The 19,944-nt window shown below is 59.9% G+C and carries 20 protein-coding genes; 13 read left to right on the forward strand and 7 right to left on the reverse strand.

Annotation, left to right across the window (positions count from 1 at the left end):
• Positions 1 to 77 precede the first annotated feature (77 nt).
• From ACSFE6_RS08675 to ACSFE6_RS08685, 3 genes are all read left to right on the forward strand, one after another.
• Positions 78 to 2,063 (forward strand): alkyl/aryl-sulfatase, encoded by a 1,986-nt coding sequence (locus tag ACSFE6_RS08675; protein ID WP_435427211.1) that lies wholly within the window; start codon positions 78 to 80, stop codon positions 2,061 to 2,063.
• Between the two features lie 243 nt (positions 2,064 to 2,306).
• The gene (gene lldD / locus ACSFE6_RS08680) at positions 2,307 to 3,449 is read left to right on the forward strand and encodes an FMN-dependent L-lactate dehydrogenase LldD (RefSeq protein WP_435427212.1); all 1,143 of its coding nucleotides are present in this window, start codon (positions 2,307 to 2,309) and stop codon (positions 3,447 to 3,449) included.
• Positions 3,450 to 3,641: 192 nt separating this feature from the next.
• Positions 3,642 to 4,418 (forward strand): metallophosphoesterase, encoded by a 777-nt coding sequence (locus tag ACSFE6_RS08685; protein ID WP_435427213.1) that lies wholly within the window; start codon positions 3,642 to 3,644, stop codon positions 4,416 to 4,418.
• Here ACSFE6_RS08685 and ACSFE6_RS08690 read toward each other — a convergent pair.
• A complete protein-coding gene (locus ACSFE6_RS08690; protein ID WP_435427214.1) occupies positions 4,411 to 5,184 on the reverse strand; it encodes an AraC family transcriptional regulator in 774 nt (257 codons plus the stop codon). The genes ACSFE6_RS08685 and ACSFE6_RS08690 overlap by 8 nt on opposite strands.
• A gap of 114 nt (positions 5,185 to 5,298) precedes the next feature.
• Here ACSFE6_RS08690 and ACSFE6_RS08695 point away from each other — a divergent pair, with 114 nt between their 5' ends.
• A complete protein-coding gene (locus ACSFE6_RS08695) occupies positions 5,299 to 6,510 on the forward strand; it encodes an MFS transporter (protein WP_435427215.1) in 1,212 nt (403 codons plus the stop codon).
• A 191-nt stretch (positions 6,511 to 6,701) separates the two neighbouring features.
• Here ACSFE6_RS08695 and ACSFE6_RS08700 read toward each other — a convergent pair whose 3' ends face one another.
• Entirely contained in the window at positions 6,702 to 7,139 is a 438-nt protein-coding gene (locus tag ACSFE6_RS08700; protein WP_435427216.1) for an acyl-CoA thioesterase, read from the reverse strand.
• A gap of 260 nt (positions 7,140 to 7,399) precedes the next feature.
• On the opposite strand from ACSFE6_RS08700, the gene ACSFE6_RS08705 reads away from it, so the two are divergent.
• Positions 7,400 to 8,071: a class I SAM-dependent methyltransferase gene (locus tag ACSFE6_RS08705; RefSeq protein WP_435427217.1), complete on the forward strand. Its 672-nt coding sequence runs from the start codon at positions 7,400 to 7,402 to the stop codon at positions 8,069 to 8,071.
• Positions 8,072 to 8,232: 161 nt separating this feature from the next.
• Complete coding sequence (locus tag ACSFE6_RS08710; protein WP_435427218.1) at positions 8,233 to 8,847, forward strand: dihydrofolate reductase family protein; 615 nt, start codon at positions 8,233 to 8,235, stop codon at positions 8,845 to 8,847.
• An 8-nt stretch (positions 8,848 to 8,855) separates the two neighbouring features.
• On the opposite strand, the gene ACSFE6_RS08715 is transcribed toward ACSFE6_RS08710, so the two are convergent.
• Positions 8,856 to 9,368, reverse strand: a complete 513-nt coding sequence (locus ACSFE6_RS08715) for an SRPBCC domain-containing protein (protein WP_435427219.1) — start codon at positions 9,366 to 9,368, stop codon at positions 8,856 to 8,858.
• A gap of 97 nt (positions 9,369 to 9,465) precedes the next feature.
• On the opposite strand from ACSFE6_RS08715, the gene ACSFE6_RS08720 reads away from it, so the two are divergent.
• A complete protein-coding gene (locus tag ACSFE6_RS08720) occupies positions 9,466 to 10,383 on the forward strand; it encodes a LysR family transcriptional regulator (RefSeq protein WP_435427220.1) in 918 nt (305 codons plus the stop codon).
• 15 nt (positions 10,384 to 10,398) lie between these two features.
• On the opposite strand, the gene ACSFE6_RS08725 is transcribed toward ACSFE6_RS08720, so the two are convergent.
• Positions 10,399 to 10,857, reverse strand: a complete 459-nt coding sequence (locus ACSFE6_RS08725; RefSeq protein ID WP_435427221.1) for a metallophosphoesterase family protein — start codon at positions 10,855 to 10,857, stop codon at positions 10,399 to 10,401.
• Between the two features lie 142 nt (positions 10,858 to 10,999).
• Here ACSFE6_RS08725 and ACSFE6_RS08730 point away from each other — a divergent pair, with 142 nt between their 5' ends.
• From ACSFE6_RS08730 to ACSFE6_RS08750, 5 genes are all read left to right on the forward strand, one after another.
• Entirely contained in the window at positions 11,000 to 11,347 is a 348-nt protein-coding gene (locus ACSFE6_RS08730) for a metalloregulator ArsR/SmtB family transcription factor (protein ID WP_435427222.1), read from the forward strand.
• A 22-nt stretch (positions 11,348 to 11,369) separates the two neighbouring features.
• Complete coding sequence (locus ACSFE6_RS08735) at positions 11,370 to 12,653, forward strand: arsenic transporter (RefSeq protein WP_435427223.1); 1,284 nt, start codon at positions 11,370 to 11,372, stop codon at positions 12,651 to 12,653.
• A gap of 27 nt (positions 12,654 to 12,680) precedes the next feature.
• A complete protein-coding gene (locus ACSFE6_RS08740) occupies positions 12,681 to 13,151 on the forward strand; it encodes an arsenate reductase ArsC (protein WP_435427224.1) in 471 nt (156 codons plus the stop codon).
• A gap of 12 nt (positions 13,152 to 13,163) precedes the next feature.
• Positions 13,164 to 13,865 (forward strand): arsenical resistance protein ArsH, encoded by a 702-nt coding sequence (gene arsH / locus ACSFE6_RS08745; RefSeq protein ID WP_435427225.1) that lies wholly within the window; start codon positions 13,164 to 13,166, stop codon positions 13,863 to 13,865.
• A gap of 85 nt (positions 13,866 to 13,950) precedes the next feature.
• The gene (locus tag ACSFE6_RS08750) at positions 13,951 to 14,871 is read left to right on the forward strand and encodes a bifunctional helix-turn-helix transcriptional regulator/GNAT family N-acetyltransferase (protein ID WP_435427226.1); all 921 of its coding nucleotides are present in this window, start codon (positions 13,951 to 13,953) and stop codon (positions 14,869 to 14,871) included.
• Positions 14,872 to 14,924: 53 nt separating this feature from the next.
• On the opposite strand, the gene ACSFE6_RS08755 is transcribed toward ACSFE6_RS08750, so the two are convergent.
• Together ACSFE6_RS08755 and ACSFE6_RS08760 are read right to left on the reverse strand one after the other, a co-directional pair.
• Positions 14,925 to 16,784, reverse strand: a complete 1,860-nt coding sequence (locus tag ACSFE6_RS08755; protein ID WP_435427227.1) for an ABC transporter ATP-binding protein — start codon at positions 16,782 to 16,784, stop codon at positions 14,925 to 14,927.
• 223 nt (positions 16,785 to 17,007) lie between these two features.
• Positions 17,008 to 17,409 carry a VOC family protein gene (locus tag ACSFE6_RS08760; RefSeq protein WP_435427228.1) on the reverse strand — a complete coding sequence of 134 codons (402 nt, stop codon included), beginning with the start codon at positions 17,407 to 17,409 and terminating at the stop codon, positions 17,008 to 17,010.
• 189 nt (positions 17,410 to 17,598) lie between these two features.
• Here ACSFE6_RS08760 and ACSFE6_RS08765 point away from each other — a divergent pair, with 189 nt between their 5' ends.
• Positions 17,599 to 18,498: an AraC family transcriptional regulator gene (locus ACSFE6_RS08765; protein WP_435427231.1), complete on the forward strand. Its 900-nt coding sequence runs from the start codon at positions 17,599 to 17,601 to the stop codon at positions 18,496 to 18,498.
• A gap of 283 nt (positions 18,499 to 18,781) precedes the next feature.
• Here the strand turns inward: ACSFE6_RS08765 and ACSFE6_RS08770 are convergent, their stop codons facing one another.
• Complete coding sequence (locus ACSFE6_RS08770; RefSeq protein ID WP_433735495.1) at positions 18,782 to 19,288, reverse strand: glycine zipper domain-containing protein; 507 nt, start codon at positions 19,286 to 19,288, stop codon at positions 18,782 to 18,784.
• Positions 19,289 to 19,944: the final 656 nt, after the last annotated feature.

The raw sequence follows: 19,944 nt of genomic DNA on the forward strand, positions 1-19,944 counted from the left end.
AGTATTGGTAAGTACCGGGACTGCCCCTAAGGTGCGCTGCAGACGCATTCGTTCAGCCCCAATCGTGCAGGTAACCCATGCTTTCCATCCGATCTCGCAAGCCTTTGGCCCTGGCGCTGGCCTTGCCGTTGCTGGCCGCCACCGCCCACGCCGACCCGGTCGCCCCCAAACCGGCCACGCCAATGACGCGCCAGGCCAACGAAGCGGTGCTCAAGACCTTGCCGTTCAGCGACCGCCAAGACTTCGACGACGCCAGCCATGGCCTGATCGCCCAGCCCAAGGAACTGAGCATCCGCGATGCCAACGGCAAGGTGGTCTGGGACATGGAGAGCTACAAGAAATACATCAGCGTGGACAAGGCGGCCCCGGACACCGTGAACCCGAGCCTTTGGCGCATTGCCCAACTGAACATGCAGTACGGCTTGTTCAAGGTCACCGACAAGATCTATCAGGTGCGTGGCTATGACATCTCGAACATCACGTTCATCGAAGGCCAGACCGGCTGGATCGTGTTCGACCCGCTGCTCTCGGTGGAAACCGCCCGTGCCGCCTTTGACCTGGTCACGGAACACCTGGGCAAGAAGCCGATTGTCGCCGTGGTGTACAGCCATTCCCACGCCGACCATTTTGGTGGCATGCGCGGCATCGTCAGTGAAGACGACGTCAAGTCAGGCAAGGTGCGGGTGATTTCGCCACCACGTTTCGCCGAGCACGCCGTCAGCGAAAACATCATCGCCGGCAACGCCATGTCGCGGCGCGCGGTGTACATGTACGGCGCGATGCTACCGCGGTCGCCACAGGGCGGCGTTTCCTCGGGGCTTGGGCAAACCATCTCCATGGGCCAGATCTCGCTGATCCAGCCCACCGAGGAAGTCACCCACACCGGACAGGAACTGACCGTCGACGGCGTGAAGATGGTGTTCCAGATGACCCCGGGGTCCGAAGCGCCCACGGAGATGAACACTTACTTCCCGCAGTTCAAGGCGCTGTGGATGGCCGAGAACGTCACCCGCCAGATGCACAACGTCTACACCTTGCGCGGGGCCGAGGTGCGTGATGCGCTGCAATGGTCGCGGTTCATCCAGCAGAGCCTGGAGCTGTACGGTGACGACGTCGAAGTCGAATTCCAGAGCCATCACTGGCCGACCTGGGGCAAGGAACGCATTCACCGCTTCCTCGGCAAACAGCGCGACCTCTACAAATATGTGCACGATCAGTCCGTGCGCCTGATGAACGAAGGCTACAACGGCGCCGAAATCGCCGAGATGATCCAGTTGCCGCCTGAACTGGACCAGGAATGGTTCAACCGTGGCTACTACGGCACCCTCAAGCACAATGCGCGGGCGGTGTACCAGCGCTACATGGGCTGGTATGACGCCAACCCGTCCAACCTGGACAACCTGCCGCCAGTGCCGGCGGCGAAAAAGTACGTCGAATACATGGGCGGAAGCGCCGAACTGTTGCGCAAAGCCCGCGCCGACTTCGCCAAGGGTGAATACCGCTGGGTAGCCGAGGCGCTGAAACACGCGGTGCTCGCCGACCCGCAGAACCAGGAAGCGAAAAACCTGCTGGCCGATACCTATGAACAACTGGGTTACCAGGCCGAGGCCGGGCCGTGGCGTTCGGTGTACCTGCAAGGGGCCTATGAGTTGCGTAATGGCGTGCCCCAGGGCGGTGGCACCAAGACCGCCAGTGCTGACGTAATCCGCGCGATGTCGCCGGAAATGCTCTTCGACTACCTGGCCGTGCGCCTCAACGGTCCGGCCGCCGCTGGCAAGAAAATCAATCTGAACCTGAACTTCACCGACCTGGACAAGCACTACACCCTGACCGTGGAGAACGGCGTGCTCAACTACACCGACAAGGCCATCGCGCAACCGGATGCCGGCCTCACACTCAAGATGAGTACGCTGCTCGACATCCAGCTCGGCCAGGGTTCGCTGGAACAGAAAATCGCCAGCGGCGACGTCAAGATCGACGGCAACCCGCAAGCGTTCAAGACGTTCATGGACTTGCTCGACACCTTCAATTTCTGGTTCAACATCGCGACGCCAAAAGCGTAAGGCGAGCCACATTAGGGTGGCTGACATGGCCCCTTCGCGAGCAAGCCCGCTCCCACAAGGGTCCGCTGTGAACACATTTTTTGTGGCCACTGCAGATCACCTGTGGGAGCGAGCCTGCTCGCGAAGAGGCCGTGTCAGTCGACATCCACCTCAACTGACAAGACCACAACAGGTCCCTTAGGCTAACCTGACTCTGGACTCGACGGGCTCAGCCCTCATTCACCAGACCAAGGCCCAGCACATATGATCATCTCGTCTGCATCGGACTACCGCGAAGCGGCACGTCGCAAACTCCCTCGTTTTTTGTTCGACTACATCGACGGGGGCGCTTATGCAGAGCATACGTTGCGGGCCAACAGCGCCGACTTGAGTCACGTCAGCCTGCGCCAGCGCATCCTGAAAAACGTCGAAAGCCTTAGCCTGCAAACCACCCTCTTCAACCAGGCACAGTCGATGCCCATCGTGCTTGCCCCGGTGGGCCTGACCGGGATGTTCGCCCGGCGTGGCGAGGTGCAGGCGGTCAAGGCGGCGCAGAACAAAGGCATTCCGCTGTGCCTGTCGACCGTCTCGGTGTGCTCCATCGAGGAAGTCGTGGCCAATACCCAACAGCCGATCTGGTTCCAGCTGTATGTGCTCAAAGACCGAGGTTTCATGCGCAACGCGCTGGAGCGAGCGCAGGCTGCCGGAGTGCGCAACCTGGTATTCACCGTCGACATGCCCACGCCCGGCGCCCGCTACCGGGATGCCCACTCGGGCATGTCCGGTCCGTTCGCCTCCTCACGCCGCGTGCTCCAGGCCATGACCCGACCCGACTGGGCCTTCAACGTCGGCCTGATGGGAAAACCACACGACCTGGGCAATATCTCCAAGTACCTGGGCAAAGCCGTCACCCTCGAGGATTACATGGGCTGGCTGGCCAACAACTTCGACCCGTCGATCAGTTGGAGCGACCTGGAGTGGATTCGTGAATTCTGGAAAGGCCCGATGATCATCAAGGGCATCCTCGATCCCGAAGATGCCCGCGATGCGGTCAGTTTCGGGGCGGACGGCATCGTCGTGTCCAACCACGGCGGCCGGCAACTCGACGGCGTGCTGTCCACCGCCAACGCCCTGCCGCCGATCATGCAAGCCATCGGCAACGACTTGAGCGTGCTGGTCGACTCGGGCGTGCGCTCGGGGCTGGACGTGGTGCGCATGTTGGCTCTGGGGGCAAAGGGTGTTTTGCTGGGTCGTTCGATGGCCTATGCACTGGCCGCCGACGGCCAGCGCGGGGTGGAAAACATGCTGGATATTTTCGCCAAGGAAATGCGCGTGGCCATGACCCTCACCGGCGTCACCTCCATCGACCAGATCGACGAATCCATTCTGGTACGCAGCCCCCTGTAGGAGCGAGCCTGCTCGCGATGGAGGTCAACGATAACGCGGGTGGCCTGAATGCCCTCGGTGCCTGGGCCTTCATCGCGAGCAAGCTCGCTCCTACAGGGGGGATAGCCCAGGCGTTTTTTCTGCCCCAAGATGTGCGTGCTAATGTTGGAATGGCTCATCAGCCGTGCATCCAACACCGACAGGAACCGCTCCATGCGCATCGCCTTGCTGTCCGATATCCACCTCTCCGTCAACGCGATTCCCTTTCCCGAGGTAGACGCCGATATCGTCGTGCTGGCCGGCGACATTGCCCGGCCGGCCAGGGCTATCGAGTGGGCCAGGGCCTGTCCGGTTCCGGCTCTGTATGTGGCGGGCAATCACGAGTTCTATGGCAGTGACCTGCTCTCGACTTATGAGCAACTGAACAGCCTGGCGCAAGGCACGCAGATCAAAATCCTGGAGCGCTCGGAACATGTCCACGACGGCGTGCGATTTCTGGGCTGTACATTGTGGTCGGACTATCGCCTCCTCGACGACGCGCAGGAGCGGACCCAGAGCATCGATCTGGCCACGCAGCTCATCCGCGACTACAGCCACATCAGGCTCTCGCCGGATTTTCCAGACCTGTTCACCCCGGCGGTGTCTCAACTGATCTTCATGCAGACCGTCGCCTGGCTGGACGACTGCTTCAGGCGGGACAGCACGACACCCACGGTGGTGATTTCCCATTTCGCCCCGACCCGGTCGAGCATCAGCCCGATGTTTGCCAATTCCCCCATCAACCCGAGTTTCGTTTCGGACCTCGAAGAGCGGATCAAAAAATGGCAACCGGCGCTATGGCTGCATGGCCATACCCATGGCAGCTTTGACTATCGGGTGGGCAATACCCGGGTGGTGTGCAACCCCCGGGGCTATGCGAAAAATGGGGTGAACGAGAATCCTGAATTTGACGATGGGCTGGTAATTCAATTGGACCCTTTCGTCACTTGAAAAAATGACTCGGCGTGGTCCCGAACTGTTTCTTGAACATCGTGGTAAACGCACTGGGGCTGTCGTAACCCAGTGCGCCCGCCACCTCGATGATTTTCTCCCCGACGGCAATGCGCTCCAGGGCCAACAGCAGTCTTGCCTGCTGCCGCCACTGACCGAAGGTCATACCGGTTTCCTTGTGGAACAGGCGCTGGATGGTCTTCGCGTCGAGGTTCAGCCGGCCGCTCCAGTCCGACAGGGTCGAGCCATCCCCGGGGTCTTGTTGCAGGGCCGAACAGATCACTTGAAGGCGTCGATCCGACGGTTGCGGCAGGTGCAGGGGCAAGGTCGGCAGGAGGGTCAGTTCGTCGACGATCAAGCGCATGACCCTGGCTTCCCGCGAGTCCGCATCAACCGGTGCGGCGATGGTTACGGAGGTCTTGATCAGCTCGCTCAGCAACGCGGAAATGCTCACGGCACGGGTTTCATCCGGCAACTCGGGAAACCGGTCCGGCCGCACGAAGACGCTGCGCATCTTCAAGGCACCCACGCAACGGATCGAGTGCACGTGACCACTGGGCATCCAGATCCCGCGGCTGGGCGGAACCGTCCATTGGCTCAGTCCCGAATGCACGACCATCACCCCCTCGATGGCGTAGATCAACTGGTGCTTTGCATGGCTGTGGGGCTCGATGAACCAGTTCTCCGGGTAATCAGTGGCGCTGGTGCACACGGGCCAGTCCACCTCGTCCATGGCCAGCAGAAATTCTTCGAGTGATTTGTCCATGATGCCCTTTTTACGAAAGTCGTCGCCCGAATTGCGCGAGACAGGCAATTTTGCGAAATCTAGCATAGCGGCTGATCTACGCAATGCCCCTTCCCCCAGCCCGGATGATGTGCGATGTCCTCAATGACAACCCCTTCGGCGACCGCCCCGGTCGCCAACCAGACGAGCCCCTTGGTCATGCGCGTGATCGGCGCCTGTGCCCTAGCGCACCTGATCAATGACCTGATCCAGGCCGTGCTGCCTTCGATCTACCCGATGCTCAAGGCCAACTACGGCCTGACCTTCACTCAGGTGGGCCTGATCACCCTGACCTTCCAGCTCACCGCCTCCCTGCTGCAACCCTGGGTCGGTTATCACACGGATCGCCATCCCAAACCCTGGTTGCTGCCGGCGGGGATGGTCTGCACCCTGATCGGCATCCTCCTGCTGGCGTTTGTCGGCAGCTTCCCGGCGATCCTCGTGGCCTCGGCGCTGGTCGGCATTGGCTCCTCGACCTTTCACCCGGAAACTTCGCGGGTGGCGCGTCTCGCCTCGGGCGGTCGCTTCGGCCTGGCCCAGTCGACCTTCCAGGTCGGCGGCAACGCCGGCACAGCCTTCGGTCCCTTGTTGGCGGCGGCCATCATCGTTCCCTACGGTCAGGGGCATGTGGCCTGGTTCGGCTTGTTTGCGGTGTTTGCCATCCTGGTGCTGTTTGGCTTGAGTCGCTGGTATCGCAGCCACCTGAACCTGTTCAAACTCAAACTGGGCAGCAAGGCTACCCATGGCCTTTCCAAGCAACGCGTGACCTTCGCCCTGGTGGTGTTGGCGCTGCTGGTGTTCTCCAAGTATTTCTACATGTCGAGCTTCACCAGCTACTTCACCTTCTACCTGATCGAGAAGTTCGACCTGTCGGTCGCCAGCTCGCAGCTGTACCTGTTCCTGTTCCTTGGTTCGGTTGCAGCAGGAACCTTTTTCGGCGGCCCCATCGGCGACAAAATCGGTCGCAAGAAAGTGATCTGGTTTTCCATCCTGGGCGCCGCCCCCTTCACCCTCGCCCTGCCCTATGTCGACTTGTTCTGGACCGGCGTACTGAGCATGATCATCGGCTTCATCCTCGCCTCGGCCTTCTCCGCCATCGTGGTCTTCGCCCAGGAGCTGGTGCCGGGCAATGTCGGCATGATCGCGGGGGTGTTCTTTGGGTTGATGTTTGGTTTTGGCGGGATTGGCGCGGCGTTGCTCGGGCACCTGGCAGATATTCATGGCATCGAGTATGTGTACACCCTGTGCTCTTATCTGCCGTTGCTGGGGATCCTGACGATCTTGTTGCCATCAACCAAAAACGTCTGAGGGTTGAAGGCGATAGCGCCCTGACAGCCAACCAAACACTCACTGATATTTCCCAGGCCCAATTGTGGGAGCGAGCCTGCTGGGAAAGGGCCAGGTCAGTCAACATTAATGCTGGATGACCCACCGCATTCGCGAGCAGGCTCGCTCCCACAGTTGGATCTTGCCCGCCGCAAGATTGGCTCTGCTTTGGATCAATCCGTCAGCTTGATCAACTCACCCCGCACCAACGGTGGAATCGCAACCGGTTTGTTACTGGCCCGATCCACATACACATAAACCACATAGCCCAGCGCGCAAGCCGTGGTCTGATCGTTGCAAAAGACTCCCAGTTCATAACGCGCACTGCTGGTGCCCAGGTGCGCAATGCGCAGTCCCACCGTCACCCGGTCGGGAAAGGTGATCGGCGAGAAAAAAGTGCAGCTCGACTCGACGATCAACCCAATGACCGGACTGCTGTCGATATCCAGGGTGCCCTGCTCGACCAGGAAATGGCTGATCGCCGAATCGAAAAACGAGTAGTAGACGACGTTCTGCACATGACCGTAGGAGTCATGGTCACCCCAGCGCGTACCGAGGGTGTAGAAACGCCGGAAGTCTTCGCGGCAGGGTTGGTAGGCCTTCTTGCTCATGACACCGCCCTGATGGTGGCTCGCACGTTCATTGGAAACTCCTCAATCCAGTGGCTTCGACAACCTCAACGCGTGTGCCGCGCAAGGCCGGGTTGCCAAGGTACAGGCTCTCTTTCCAGTCCTAATCCTCCCCTTTCGGGGGGTATTCGTTGCGGATGGCGATCAATGTCGTGATGGCCTTGTGCGACAGACGCCCTCGAAGGTACGACTCAACTGAAGTTGACCTATCCTTTTGACCCATCCCCCTTTCGGTCACCAATATGTACGACCCTGAATCCAGCCTCCTGCAAAGCTGGCACCACAACGCCCGGTCCTGGATCGAGGCGATTCGCAGCGGCACCATCGAGAGCCGTCAGCAGGTTACCGACCAGGCCCTCCTGCTGGCCGTGCAAGGCCGCCAACCCGAACGCGTGCTCGACCTGGGCTGCGGCGAGGGCTGGTTGTTGCGTGCACTGGCTGAACGAGGCATCGATGCGGTCGGCGTGGATGGCGATGCGACGCTGGTCGAGGCCGCACGGACGGCGGGTGCCTCGAGCGTGCATTTGGCAAGCTATGGCGCGCTGGCAGAAGCAACGGTGGACATTGGCAAGGATTACGACCTGATCTGCGCCAATTTCGCCCTGCTGCACCAGGACATCATTCCCCTGCTCGCCGCCATGAACACCTTGCTCGCCCCTGGCGGCGCGCTGATCATCCAGACACTGCACCCCTGGACTGCGGCGGCGGGCGACTATCAGGATGGCTGGCGTGAAGAATCCTTCACCGGGTTCAAGGGCCAGTGGCAGCCCATGCCGTGGTACTTCCGAACGTTGTCGAGCTGGATCAGGGCGCTGGACATGGCCGGTTGGCGGCTGGTCGACCTGCAAGAGCCGCAGCACCCACAGAGCCCTGTACCGCAGTCGTTGTTATTGGTGGCCGAACAACGAGGGTGATGGGCAGTCAACTATTTGTCAGGGAATGAATATCCGATCCGTGGGAGCGAGCCTGCTCGCGATGGACGTCAACGATTACGCGTGCAGTCTGAAAGAACGCGTTGCCCACACGTTTTTCGCGAGCAAGCTCGCTCCTACAAAAAACAAATCGGGAGAAGCGTATGCGCAAACTCATCGTTGCCGCATTCATCAGCCTCGATGGCGTCATCCAGGCACCCGGCGGGCCAGAAGAAGATAAGAGCGACGGTTTCCGCTTCGGAGGCTGGATTGTGCCCTACGCCGACGAAATGACCGGCCAGGCTGTACAAAACCTGTTCTCACAGCCGTTCGAGTTGCTGCTGGGACGCCGCACCTACGACATCTTCGCCGCCTATTGGCCACACATCCAACCCGGCTCAAACATCATCGCTGACCTGTTCAACAGCGTGCCCAAGCATGTGGCTACCCATCGACCCGAATCGCTCGATTGGCAGAACAGCCAAGCACTGGAGGGAAACCTCGTCGATGCAATTAATGCCCTCAAGCACCAGGGCGATTCCCACTTGCTGACCCAGGGCAGCGGCGATCTGGTGCGCCAGCTGCTTGCCGCCGGGTTGGTGGATGAACTGCGGCTGATGACCTTTCCCGTCCTGCTCGGACATGGCAAGCGCTTGTTCGATGACAAGGCACAAGCATCGGCCTTTACCCTGGAGCAATCGATCTGCACGCCGGGTGGTGTGCTGGTCGCTCGCTATGTGCGCAGTGGCGAGGTGCGTACCGGAACCTTCGCCAAGTAGGAACCGCGTTACTCTTTCCTTGCTTTGCGCGCAGCACTGACGAGCCCGTCCAGCCAGTCCTGGTGGCCGTTGATCATCGGGTTGGGCCGGGTTTCGGCCAGCGCTTGCGCGGGTTTTCCCTTTTGGGTTTCCTGCGTCAGGATGCGCACACGGCCACCCGGTAAATCCTCAACCAGCCAGGCATGGTGTACGTCCAGGCGGGTATCGTCTTCGCCTGCCCAACCGTGCCAGGCAATTCGGCCTGGCTGACCATCAACGGGCGGTACGAACTCGTTGCATTGCGCCTCGACTGGAAAGCCGAAGGTTTCAAAGTAGAAACGCCTGCCAGTTTCCAGTTCGGGGCCCTTGCCGTCATAAAAACGAATATTCGCCGAGTTGGCGTAATAGGTCGGCCACTGGGAAGCGGTGCTCAGCAACGGCCATATATCGGCGGCGCAGAGGCCCGCGACGATGGTTTCGTTGGAAGCGAAGTTTTCGGTGAAACCCGGCAGGTAGCCTTCCGGCCAAAAGATCTCGTTCATGTTCAGTGTTCGGCATCCGGGGTGGGAGTGATAGACGGGCACCATGGTCGGTGCTAGCGTGAAATAACGCCAATCGTCATCTTTTATTCCTAGCATCATGAATTCTGATATCAGGCACCTCGACTTCAACCTGCTCAAAGCACTGGACGCCCTGCTCGACGAACGCAGCGTGACACGCGCGGCGCAGCGGCTCGCGCTGACCCAACCCGCCGTCAGCGGCATGCTGACCCGGCTTCGAGAGAGCTTTGATGACCCGCTCTTCGTGCGGGCACAGCGCGGCATCGTGCCGACCTTGCGTGCACAGCAACTGGCGGCCCCCGTCAAACAGCTGCTCAGCGATATCGAAAACATCTTGCAGCCCCAGGTCTTCGACCCGGCCACTGCCAGCAAGACAGTCAGGCTCGCGTCTACTGATTACGCGTTGCGTGCAGTCGTGGTGCCGTTGCTCAGTGCATTGAGAACCCGGGCGCCGAATATTCGAGTGGCCGTGCAGCCCGTTGAAGCTCAACTGTTGCTCGACCAACTGGACCGTGGCGATGTCGACCTGGCATTGATCACTCCAGAAACCACTGCGCCGGGATTGCACGCGACCAGGCTGTTCGATGAGCGCTATGTCTGCGTGATGCGTGCCGATCATCCCGACGCTATGGACAAGACATTATCGCTGGATCGCTTTTGCACGCTGGATCACGTACTGGTCTCCGCCTCGGGCGGCTCCTTCCAGGGTGTAACGGATCAGGCCCTGGCCCGAATCGGCAGATCGCGACGAGTGACTGTGTCGGTGACCAGTTTCCTGGTGCTGCCCGAGATTCTGTTGGCCAGCGACCTGATCGCCGTGGTGCCGCGTCGACTCGCCTTGCACGCTGAAGGCCTGATCATGTTCGAGCCGCCCGTTGAAATACCCGGTTTTTGCAAAACCGTGGCCTGGCATGAGCGGACACACCGCGATCCGGCGCTGCAGTGGTTGCGGTCGCTGATGATCGAAACCTGCAGGACGATGGATGCTGAGCATTGAACACTCATGGAACCGTCATTCCAGCAACGAAATCAGACGCGGCTCGATCGAGTGTTTCAGCACCTCAATCAGCGCCAGCGTCACCGGCAACTTGAAACGTCGCGGCCCTGCGCTGCCGGGGTTGAGATAGAGCCGGTCGCCGCGCCATTCGATGCAGGGTTTGTGGGAATGGCCGGTGATCACCAGTCGGGGGTCGGCATCCAGCAATGCCGGGACATCGGCCATGTCATGAACCAGCAGGGTTGGCCATCCTTCGAGGTCGAACAGCAGGTAATCAGCGATCCGGTCGGCCCAAGGGAGTTTCAGATCATTGTTGCCGCGCACGACATGCAGAGGAGCAATCGACGCCAGTTGATCGAGGATTTCCGGTTTGCCGATGTCACCGGCATGGATGATCCGCTCACAGCCCTGCAATGCGGCAAGGGCTTCGGTGCGGAGCAAGCCATGGTTATCGGAGATCACGCCAACCTTCATGTAACTCTCCAGACCGCACTCGGAAAAATCCAGAATACCTGATCAAACCGGTCCGGGCTCCGGAGGTCGAAGATAACGAATAGCTTGTCACATACATATGGATATCCGTATATTCAGCTATCCATATGTAAAGGCACCCGACATGATCACGCCTCCCGATGTGTTCAAAAGCCTGGCTGACGAAACCCGTGTTCGCGCGACCCTATTGATTGCCCACCAGGGCGAGCTTTGCGTCTGTGAACTGATGTGTGCTCTCGACGACAGTCAACCGAAGATCAGTCGCCACCTCGCCCAACTGCGCAGTAGTGGCCTGCTGCTGGACCGCCGTCAGGGGCAATGGGTCTACTACCGCCTCAATCCGGATCTCCCCACCTGGGTGCACGAGATCCTGCAAGTGACATTGCAGGCCAACGCCGATTGGCTGCAGAACAACGCTTCGCGCTTGCAAAACATGAACGGACGCCCTGTCCGCGATGCTGCCTGTTGCTGAATCCCCACCGAGTGAGCCTTTGATGCTGGTCGCTGCTGCTGTCTTCGTTTTCACCCTCGTTCTGGTCATCTGGCAACCCAAGGGCCTCGGTGTAGGCTGGAGCGCCGCTATTGGCGCGGTCATCGCCCTGGCAGTGGGCGCGGTGTCGCTGCAGGACATTCCCACTGTGTGGGCCATCGTCTGGAACGCGACCGCCACCTTCATCGCTGTCATCGTTATCAGTCTGTTGCTGGATGAAGCGGGTTTCTTCGAATGGGCCGCCTTGCATGTGGCGCGCTGGGCCAATGGCAGCGGCTATCGCTTGTTCGCTTTTTGCGTGCTGCTGGGCGCTGCGGTGTCCGCGCTGTTTGCCAATGACGGCGCGGCGCTGATCCTGACGCCCATTGTCATGTCCATGCTGATGGCGCTGCGCTTCTCCCCTGCCGCGACGCTGGCCTTCGTCATGGCCGCCGGGTTCATCGCCGACACTGCCAGCCTGCCGCTGGTGGTGTCCAATCTGGTGAACATTGTGTCCGCCGACTACTTTGGTCTGGGCTTTGCCGAGTACGCCTCGGTGATGGTGCCGGTGAACCTGGCCAGCGTCGGCGCTACCTTGCTGGTGCTCTTTGTGTACTTCCGACGGGACTTGCCGCGACGCTATGCCATCGATGCACTGAAGAAGCCCGAAGCGGCGATTCACGACCGCGCCACATTTGTCGTTGGCTGGTGGACATTGGTTGTCTTGTTGGTTGGCCTGTTTGCCCTCGAGCCCTTGGGCATTCCCATCAGCGCGGTGGCGGCAGTATGCGCCGCGATCCTCTTCGCGGTCGCCGCGAAGGGGCACAGGATCTCCACCCGCCGCGTGTTGCGCGAAGCGCCCTGGCAGGTGGTGATCTTCTCCCTGGGCATGTACCTGGTGGTGTACGGCCTGAAGAACGCCGGGCTGACGGATGCACTCACCCACGTACTCGACCGCCTGGCCGAACAAGGTCTGTGGAGCGCTGCCATCGGCACCGGCCTGCTGTCCGCGCTGCTATCTTCGGTGATGAACAACATGCCAAGCGTGCTGATCGGTGCGCTGTCGATTCACGCCAGCGAAACGCAGGGTGTAGTCCGCGAAGCGATGGTCTTCGCCAACGTCATCGGCTGCGACCTCGGCCCGAAAATCACCCCCATCGGTAGTCTTGCCACGCTGCTCTGGCTGCATGTACTGGAGCGTAAAGGCATGCGCATCACCTGGGGTTACTACTTTAAGGTCGGCGTCCTGCTGACCCTTCCGGTTCTGTTGATCACCCTCTCGGCGCTGTCATTGCGCCTGAGCCTTTGATGTCCGCCATTGCGGAAGGAGCAATCCATGCGAGTCCTGTTCATGTGCACGGCCAACAGCTGCCGCAGCATTCTTTCCGAAGCCATGTTCAATCATCTGGCGCCACAGGGATTCGAAGCGGTGAGCTCCGGGAGTTTTCCCAAAGGACAAGTACTGCCGCGTAGCCTGACCACGTTGCAGCAAGCCGGTATTTCCATCGAGGGTTTGAGCAGCAAGGGCAATGACGCCTTCGAGGATAACCTGCCGGATATCGTCATTACCGTGTGCGACAAGGCAGCCGGTGAAAGCTGCCCGGTGTTTTTCGGTCCGGCGCTCAAATCCCATTGGGGCCTGGAAGATCCCTCGGACGTAACAGGTGATGACGCAACTGTCGACGCCGCTTTCCACGCCACACTGGCGCGCATCGAACAACGCTGCAAAGCTTTCCTCGCGCTTCCCTTCAACAGCCTCAGCCGCGATGAACTCAAACGCGAGCTGGATCGAATCGGCGCTCTCTGAGCAGGAGGATGTATGTCAGAGCAATTGCCCAACCTCGACCTTTCCCTGGTCGACGACGCGCAGATCAAACCCCGGCCAGGCGAGCACAAACCGCGCATCCTCTTGCTCTATGGATCGACGCGCGAACGCTCCTTCAGTCGCCTGCTGGTGGAAGAGGCCGCGCGCCTGCTGCAGCACTTCGGCGCAGAAACCCGCATCTTCAATCCCTCCGGATTACCACTGCCTGACGATGTACCGGTGGATCATCCCAGGGTGCAGGAACTGCGCGACCTGGTGCTGTGGTCGGAAGGTCAGGTCTGGTGTTCACCCGAGCGGCACGGTGCGATGTCGGCCGTTTTCAAGGCGCAGATCGACTGGATTCCCCTGGCACTGGGCGCCATTCGCCCGAGCCAGGGCAAGACGCTGGCGGTAATGCAGGTCTGCGGCGGCTCGCAGTCCTTCAATGTGGTCAATCAACTACGAGTGCTGGGGCGCTGGATGCGCATGTTCACCATCCCCAATCAGTCGTCGGTACCAAAGGCCTTCATGGAGTTCGACGAAGCCGGCCGGATGAAACCTTCGGCGTACTACGACCGAGTGGTCGACGTGATGGAAGAACTGGTGAAGTTCACCGTATTGCTGCGCGGCCATCAGGCTTCTCTGGTGGATCGTTATTCGGAACGCAAGGAGTCGGCCGAGCAACTCACGGCACGGGTCAACCAGCGCTCCATCTGAGAACGGTCGGCGCTTCCTGAAAATGTTTGACATGGTTGCCCAAGGCAAATATATAGTTGCTTAAGGCAACCATTAGAGCATCATCATGTCCACCACTCCCCTCATTGAGCGCGCCGACTTCGTTCGTCGCTTCAACCGTTTCTACACCCATCAGATCGGCGTGCTGCAAGAACACTTGCTTCAAAGCGAGTTCTCGCTGACCGAAACCCGGATCCTTTATGAGCTGGCTTCTCGCGGCGACCTGACCAGCGCGGACCTGCGGCAGATGCTCAGCCTGGATGCCGGCTACATGAGCCGAATGACCAGCGGGTTCGAGAAGAAGGGTTTGATCCAGAAAGTTCGCAGCGCAACCGATGCGCGAGCCTCCCAACTCCATATCACCGACCTCGGTCGCTCGGTGCTTGCACCCTTGGAGAAGAGATCACGGGAAGAAGTCATCGCCATGCTCGAACGCCTGTCCGAGCCGCAGCAGCATCAATTGATCGCTGCCATGAAGTTGATCGAAAATTTGCTGGGAGAAAGAGAGTCGAGCTACTTGCTGCGTGATCCTCAACCCGGAGACATGGGCAAAGTCGTGCAGCAGCAGGCGGCACTCTATACCCGTGAATACGGCTGGAATGGCGAATTCGAAGCGCTGGTAGCCGAGATCGTTTCCCGGTACCTGCGCGAATTCGATCCAGCCACCGACCGCTGCTGGATCGCTGAAAAAAACGGCGAGGTCATCGGTTCAGTGTTCGTGGTGAGGCACGACGAAACCACCGCCAAACTGCGCATGCTGTACGTGGACGCCAGCGCCCGAGGCCTGGGCATCGGCCAGCGCCTGGTCGAAGAATGCCTGCGCTTCGCGCGCCAGGCCGGCTACAAAAAAATCGTGCTGTGGACGATGAGCGTGCTCACCGATGCTCGCAAGCTTTACCAGAAAGCAGGTTTTGAGTTGGTTGAAGAAGAGCAGACTCACAGCTTCGGCAAAGACCTGGTCAGCCAGACTTGGGCCCGTGAGCTGTGAGTTCGAATCCGCGGCAACAATACCCGTCGAACTCCAGCCCGTCACCCGATCGCTCACGCCTGATCCATAGCCTCGACCACGCCCTGATCCTCACCTAGAAAACCGCCGCTTTGATGCTGCCACAGTCGCGCATAGACACCATTCTTTCCGAGCAATTCGGTGTGGGTACCCTGTTCGATGATGCGTCCTTCATCCATGACGATAAGCCGGTCCATGGCCGCAATCGTGGACAGCCGATGAGCGATGGCGATCACGGTCTTGCCCTGCATCATTTCATCGAGGCTTTCCTGAATGGCCACTTCGACTTCCGAGTCCAGCGCGCTGGTGGCCTCGTCAAGCAGCAGGATCGGGGCGTTCTTGAGCATCACCCGGGCAATCGCGACGCGTTGGCGCTGGCCGCCTGACAGCTTGATGCCCCGCTCCCCTACAAGGGTGTCGTAGCCGGTATGGCCTTGCCGGTCGCTCAGCTGGCTGATGAACTCATCGGCCTGGGCATTGGCCGCGGCGCTGCGGATTTGCGCGTCGGTCGCGTCGGGACGGCCGTAAGCGATGTTGTCACGAATGGAACGGTGCAGCAGCGAGGTGTCCTGCGTGACCATGCCGATGGCACCACGCAGGCTGTCTTGCGTCACCTGTGCGATGTTTTGTCCGTCGATGCGAATCTCCCCGCTGTCGACGTCATAGAAGCGCAACAGCAGGTTGATAAGCGTGGATTTGCCGGCGCCAGAGCGGCCCACCAGGCCGATTTTTTCACCCGGACGGATATTCAGGCTCAGGCCATCGAGCACCTGGCGTTCGCCGTTGTAGTTGAAGCTCACCTTATCGAAAGTGACCGCGCCGCCGGAGGTCACCAGCACGCCCGCGCCCGGCGCATCCTGCACCTTCGGGCCCCGGGTAAGGGTTGCCATGCCGTCCTGCACGGTGCCGATGCTCTCGAACAGCGAGGTCATTTGCCACATGATCCAGTGCGACATGCCATTGATACGCAACGCCATGGCGGTGATGGCCGCCACGGCACCCGCCCCGACCTCTCCCTGGTGCCATAGCCACAGAGCATAACCCCCTGCCGCCATGATCAACGCCACTACCAATGCCTGATTAACGATCTCGAACTGGCTGACCAGGCGCATCTGGCGAAAGCCGGTTTGCTTGAAATCCTCCATCGCTGCACGCGCGAAGTGCGCTTCACGATTGGAGTGGGAGAACAGCTTGACCGTCGTGATGTTCGTGTAGGCGTCTGAAATGCGCCCGGTCATCATCGACCGCGCATTGGCCTGTTCCTGCCCTACTTTCCCCAAGCGCGGCACGAAGTACCACATGGCCAGCCCGAACAACACGACCCAGGCCACGAAAGGCAGCATCAGTTTCATTGCAAAACCGCCGGCCAGCGCGATGATCGCAATGAAATACACGCCGATCCCGGGCAAGATCTCGATCAGGGTAAACAGCAGGTCGCGCACCCCGAGCGCCGTCTGCATCACCTTGGTGGTGACCCGGCCGGAAAACTCATCGGAAAAAAACGAAAGGCTTTGCCGCAGCATCAGGCGATGGAAATCCCAGCGCAGCCGCAACGGCAAGTTAATCGCCAAAATCTGGTGCTGCACCATGGTACGCAACGCCACCAGCCCGACACTGGCCGCCATGATGATGCCCATGCCCCACAACACGCGGCTTTCCTGCGCGGCCGCATCTCCACCTGCCTGCCAGGTCGAGAGCAAGTCCACCACCTGCCCAAGGAAGGAAAACAGCCAGGCTTCGTAAATCGACACCCCGGCGCTGAGCAGCGCAAAGGCCAGGATGTAACCCCGGGCGCCGCGCGTACAGGCCCACAGGAAACGAGCCAGGCCGTTGGGTGGCGGTGGTACCTCGTCAGGAGGAAAAGGGTCGAGCCTTCGTTCAAACGCACGAAGCATGGTGTTCTCCAAAACGATCAAGTTGAGGAGATTCTGCCATTGAACGCTTGCTTTGAGGGTACAACCGTCACGCGCCGTGCATCACGGTGGCACACATCACGAGCACAGCGCTAAGCGTCAGTGATCACCGTCCCGGCAATGACAATGTCCAGCCCCCGCCCCTTGGCCTGTTCGGCTGCCATGCGACCGGTGTACCCCGTCGCCCCGTAAATCATTAATGTGCTCATGAAACGTGCTGCCAGTTCTTGTAGACGAATTCGAGACTGTAACCATCCGGGTCGAGAACATTGGCCGCGTAGTAATCGGGGTCGTAATGCAGGCGTGCGCCCGGGGCACCGTTGTCGACCGCGCCACTTTGCAGAGCCGCCGCATAGGCCGCGTCGACTTCGGCCTTGCTGCTCGCCACAAAACCCACATGTACCGCCCGCCCCTCCACCACGCCATCGCGCAACCAGAAAAACATGCGTCCATTGGCACCGAACCCTTTCAGGTCAGGATGCCCTGGTGGCCCGTCCTTGCCGTCGTAATCAAGCCTTGCGGTGATGCCCAGCGGAGTCAGTGCCGCTGTGTAGAAACGAACGGAACGATTGATGTCACTGACCGACAGAAAAAGGTGATCAAGCATGGGCAAACCTCGCACTCAGGTACTGATTCAAATGAAATAACCGCCCGCCACTTCGATGGAATGGGCGTTGATCCAGGGTCACCACAGTAGCCATCCGCCTCGCGGCAGGCGCAGCCGTTCCTGCTCGAAACCTGCCTGTTTCTGCTTTTTGCTTGCGTGCCCGCAGCCGCGTGAGTTCAGATGAACGCCATGAATACCCAACTGACAGAACTTCGCGCCCTGGCGTGCCGCGCCGAAAACCGCCGCACGGATACAGGTATCCCTCGCGTTGCCATGGTTCAGGGCGAAATCCCTGAACACCTGCTGGCCGCCGTCTACGAACCGATGATCAACCTGATTCTGCAAGGCAGTAAGTCGATGACCATCGGCGACCGCACGCTGCGCTATGACCCGGCGACGTACTTTGTGATGTCCATCGAGTTGCCGGCAGTGGGCAGCGTTCACCCGACGGCAACGGGTGAACCATATCTGGCGGTCAGCCTGACACTTGATCCGGTTGTATTGACAACGCTACTCGCCGACTTGCCCAAACCGCTCGGACAGCATGAACAAGAAACCGGTTTTTCGGTGGCCGCCGTCACGCCCGAACTGATGGACGCCTGGGTACGCCTGCTGCGCTTGATGGACAAGCCCGAGGAAATCGCCGCCCTTGCGCCGGTCTACGAGCGAGAGATTCTGTACCGTGTCCTGCAAGGTCCCCATGGCTGGATGCTGCGCGATATCGCGGCCCCCGACAGCGCCATGGCGCGGGTCAACCTGGCCATTGCGCGCATTCGCCAGGACTTTGCCGACCCCATCCGGGTGGATGCATTGGCACAGCTCGCATCAATGAGCGTGTCGGCCTTCCACCGACACTTCAAAGCCGTCACCGCGCTGAGCCCACTGCAGTATCAAAAGCGGGTTCGTTTGCTACAGGCCCGGACACTGATGGTGGCCCATGCCAAAAGCGTCACGGGGGCGGCGTTTGAAGTGGGGTATGAAAGCGCGACTCAGTTCAGCCGCGACTATGTGCGGGTGTTTGGGTTACCGCCTTCGAGAGATACGGCGCGGATGCTTGGGGAGATTCGAAGCAGCGCAGGTGGGGGGTAAGACTGGTTGCGGTTTTTCAGAACCGTTGGAGAACATCCCCCTCTTTTGTCGAAAGTCGCTGTTCATGGCTGGCTGCAATCGACCCAAAGCGGACTCATGTCCTACTTTTTACCAACATTCAAATGATTTGATTGTTGCTCCTGGCACATCCACCGCCACTGATATGCTTAGGAAGATTGAGGCTTGCAGAAATGGTTCGGGCAGCCTAGGGGGACTGGAGATGTTGGTCTAGCCGGCCGCGACTGCTGCGGCCAGCCCTTCCAATGGGCCTGTAACGCGGGGATCAGTCTTGGTCGTCGTTGTCGTCGTCGTGCCATTTTTTGTGGTGTTTGCGCCATCCATAGTGATGGCCACGGTCGTGGTGGTGACGACGCCAGCCGCGATCGTCGTCATAGTAACCACCACGGTAGCGATGACCACTTTCATCATCATATTCCCGGCCCATGTGATTGCCCAGGGCGCCGCCTACACCGCCACCGGCTGCCGCGCCGATCAGGCTGCCAGTGGTGCCGCCCATCTTGCGACCTACCACGTTACCGCCGGCTGCGCCCAGTGCGCCGCCAATGGCCGCTTCGCCACGGCTGTGTTTGTTGGCGCCCACCGCACCACCGGCCGCGCCACCCACGCCTGCGCCGATTGCCGAGCCGGTGCTGCCGCCGATCGACTGGCCGACCACCGAGCCCAATACTCCGCCCAATGCGCCGCCTATGCCTGCTTCGGTATTGCCGCCTGCCGACGCAACGCCGCTTAACAGGCCAAGCGACAACAAGAGAATCGAGGAGTACTTCATTTATGAAAACCTCAAAGGGGTGCCGAGGCGATCCTGAGGCTCTGGACGGGGGCTTACAATTGAAATCCGACGAGTAACACGACTTGGCACAATTCTCTAAGTTGCTGTTTTTTCACTGAAACTTTAGGGGTTTTCGGCGGTCATAGGCTAATTGCGACAGGCCTTTTCAGAGATGGAAAGGCCTTTTTTTGGGGGCGAAAAAACCGCTAACCAGGCTAGTGGTCTGTGCAACTACCCAAATCCGCTATGACTCTTCAGCCCGTCGCGTCCCGCTTGAGTTATCACGTATCCATCCGAGCCGTTTCACTCAAGAAAGCCGCGCTTTACCAGTGAATCGATTGTCCTGTAAGAGTAAGTTTCTAATTCGTCAGGCCCGCGCTGAAACCTACCTTCAACAAAAAGAATGTAACCAAGGGAAGCAAAATTCAGTGCCACGCCTTGGAGGTCCGTCAGTCTGACCCTGGCCGTTTCTGCCCCTCACGGAGGGCCGTTATGGGTCGAAAGCGCACAGAGTGGAAAGTCCGCTTTTGGCCGATTCTGTTGAAAAAGTAGCTCCCCTGTCTGGCCTGCTGCAAAATCTCTGCATTGGCCGGTGGGGGATCACACAGCATGATGGGACAGTTATCGAGTGGGCAGGAGCGACTGTTTTACTCGTT

The sequence above is a fragment of the Pseudomonas baetica genome (assembly GCF_051216495.1).
Classification (GTDB): domain Bacteria; phylum Pseudomonadota; class Gammaproteobacteria; order Pseudomonadales; family Pseudomonadaceae; genus Aquipseudomonas; species Aquipseudomonas baetica_B.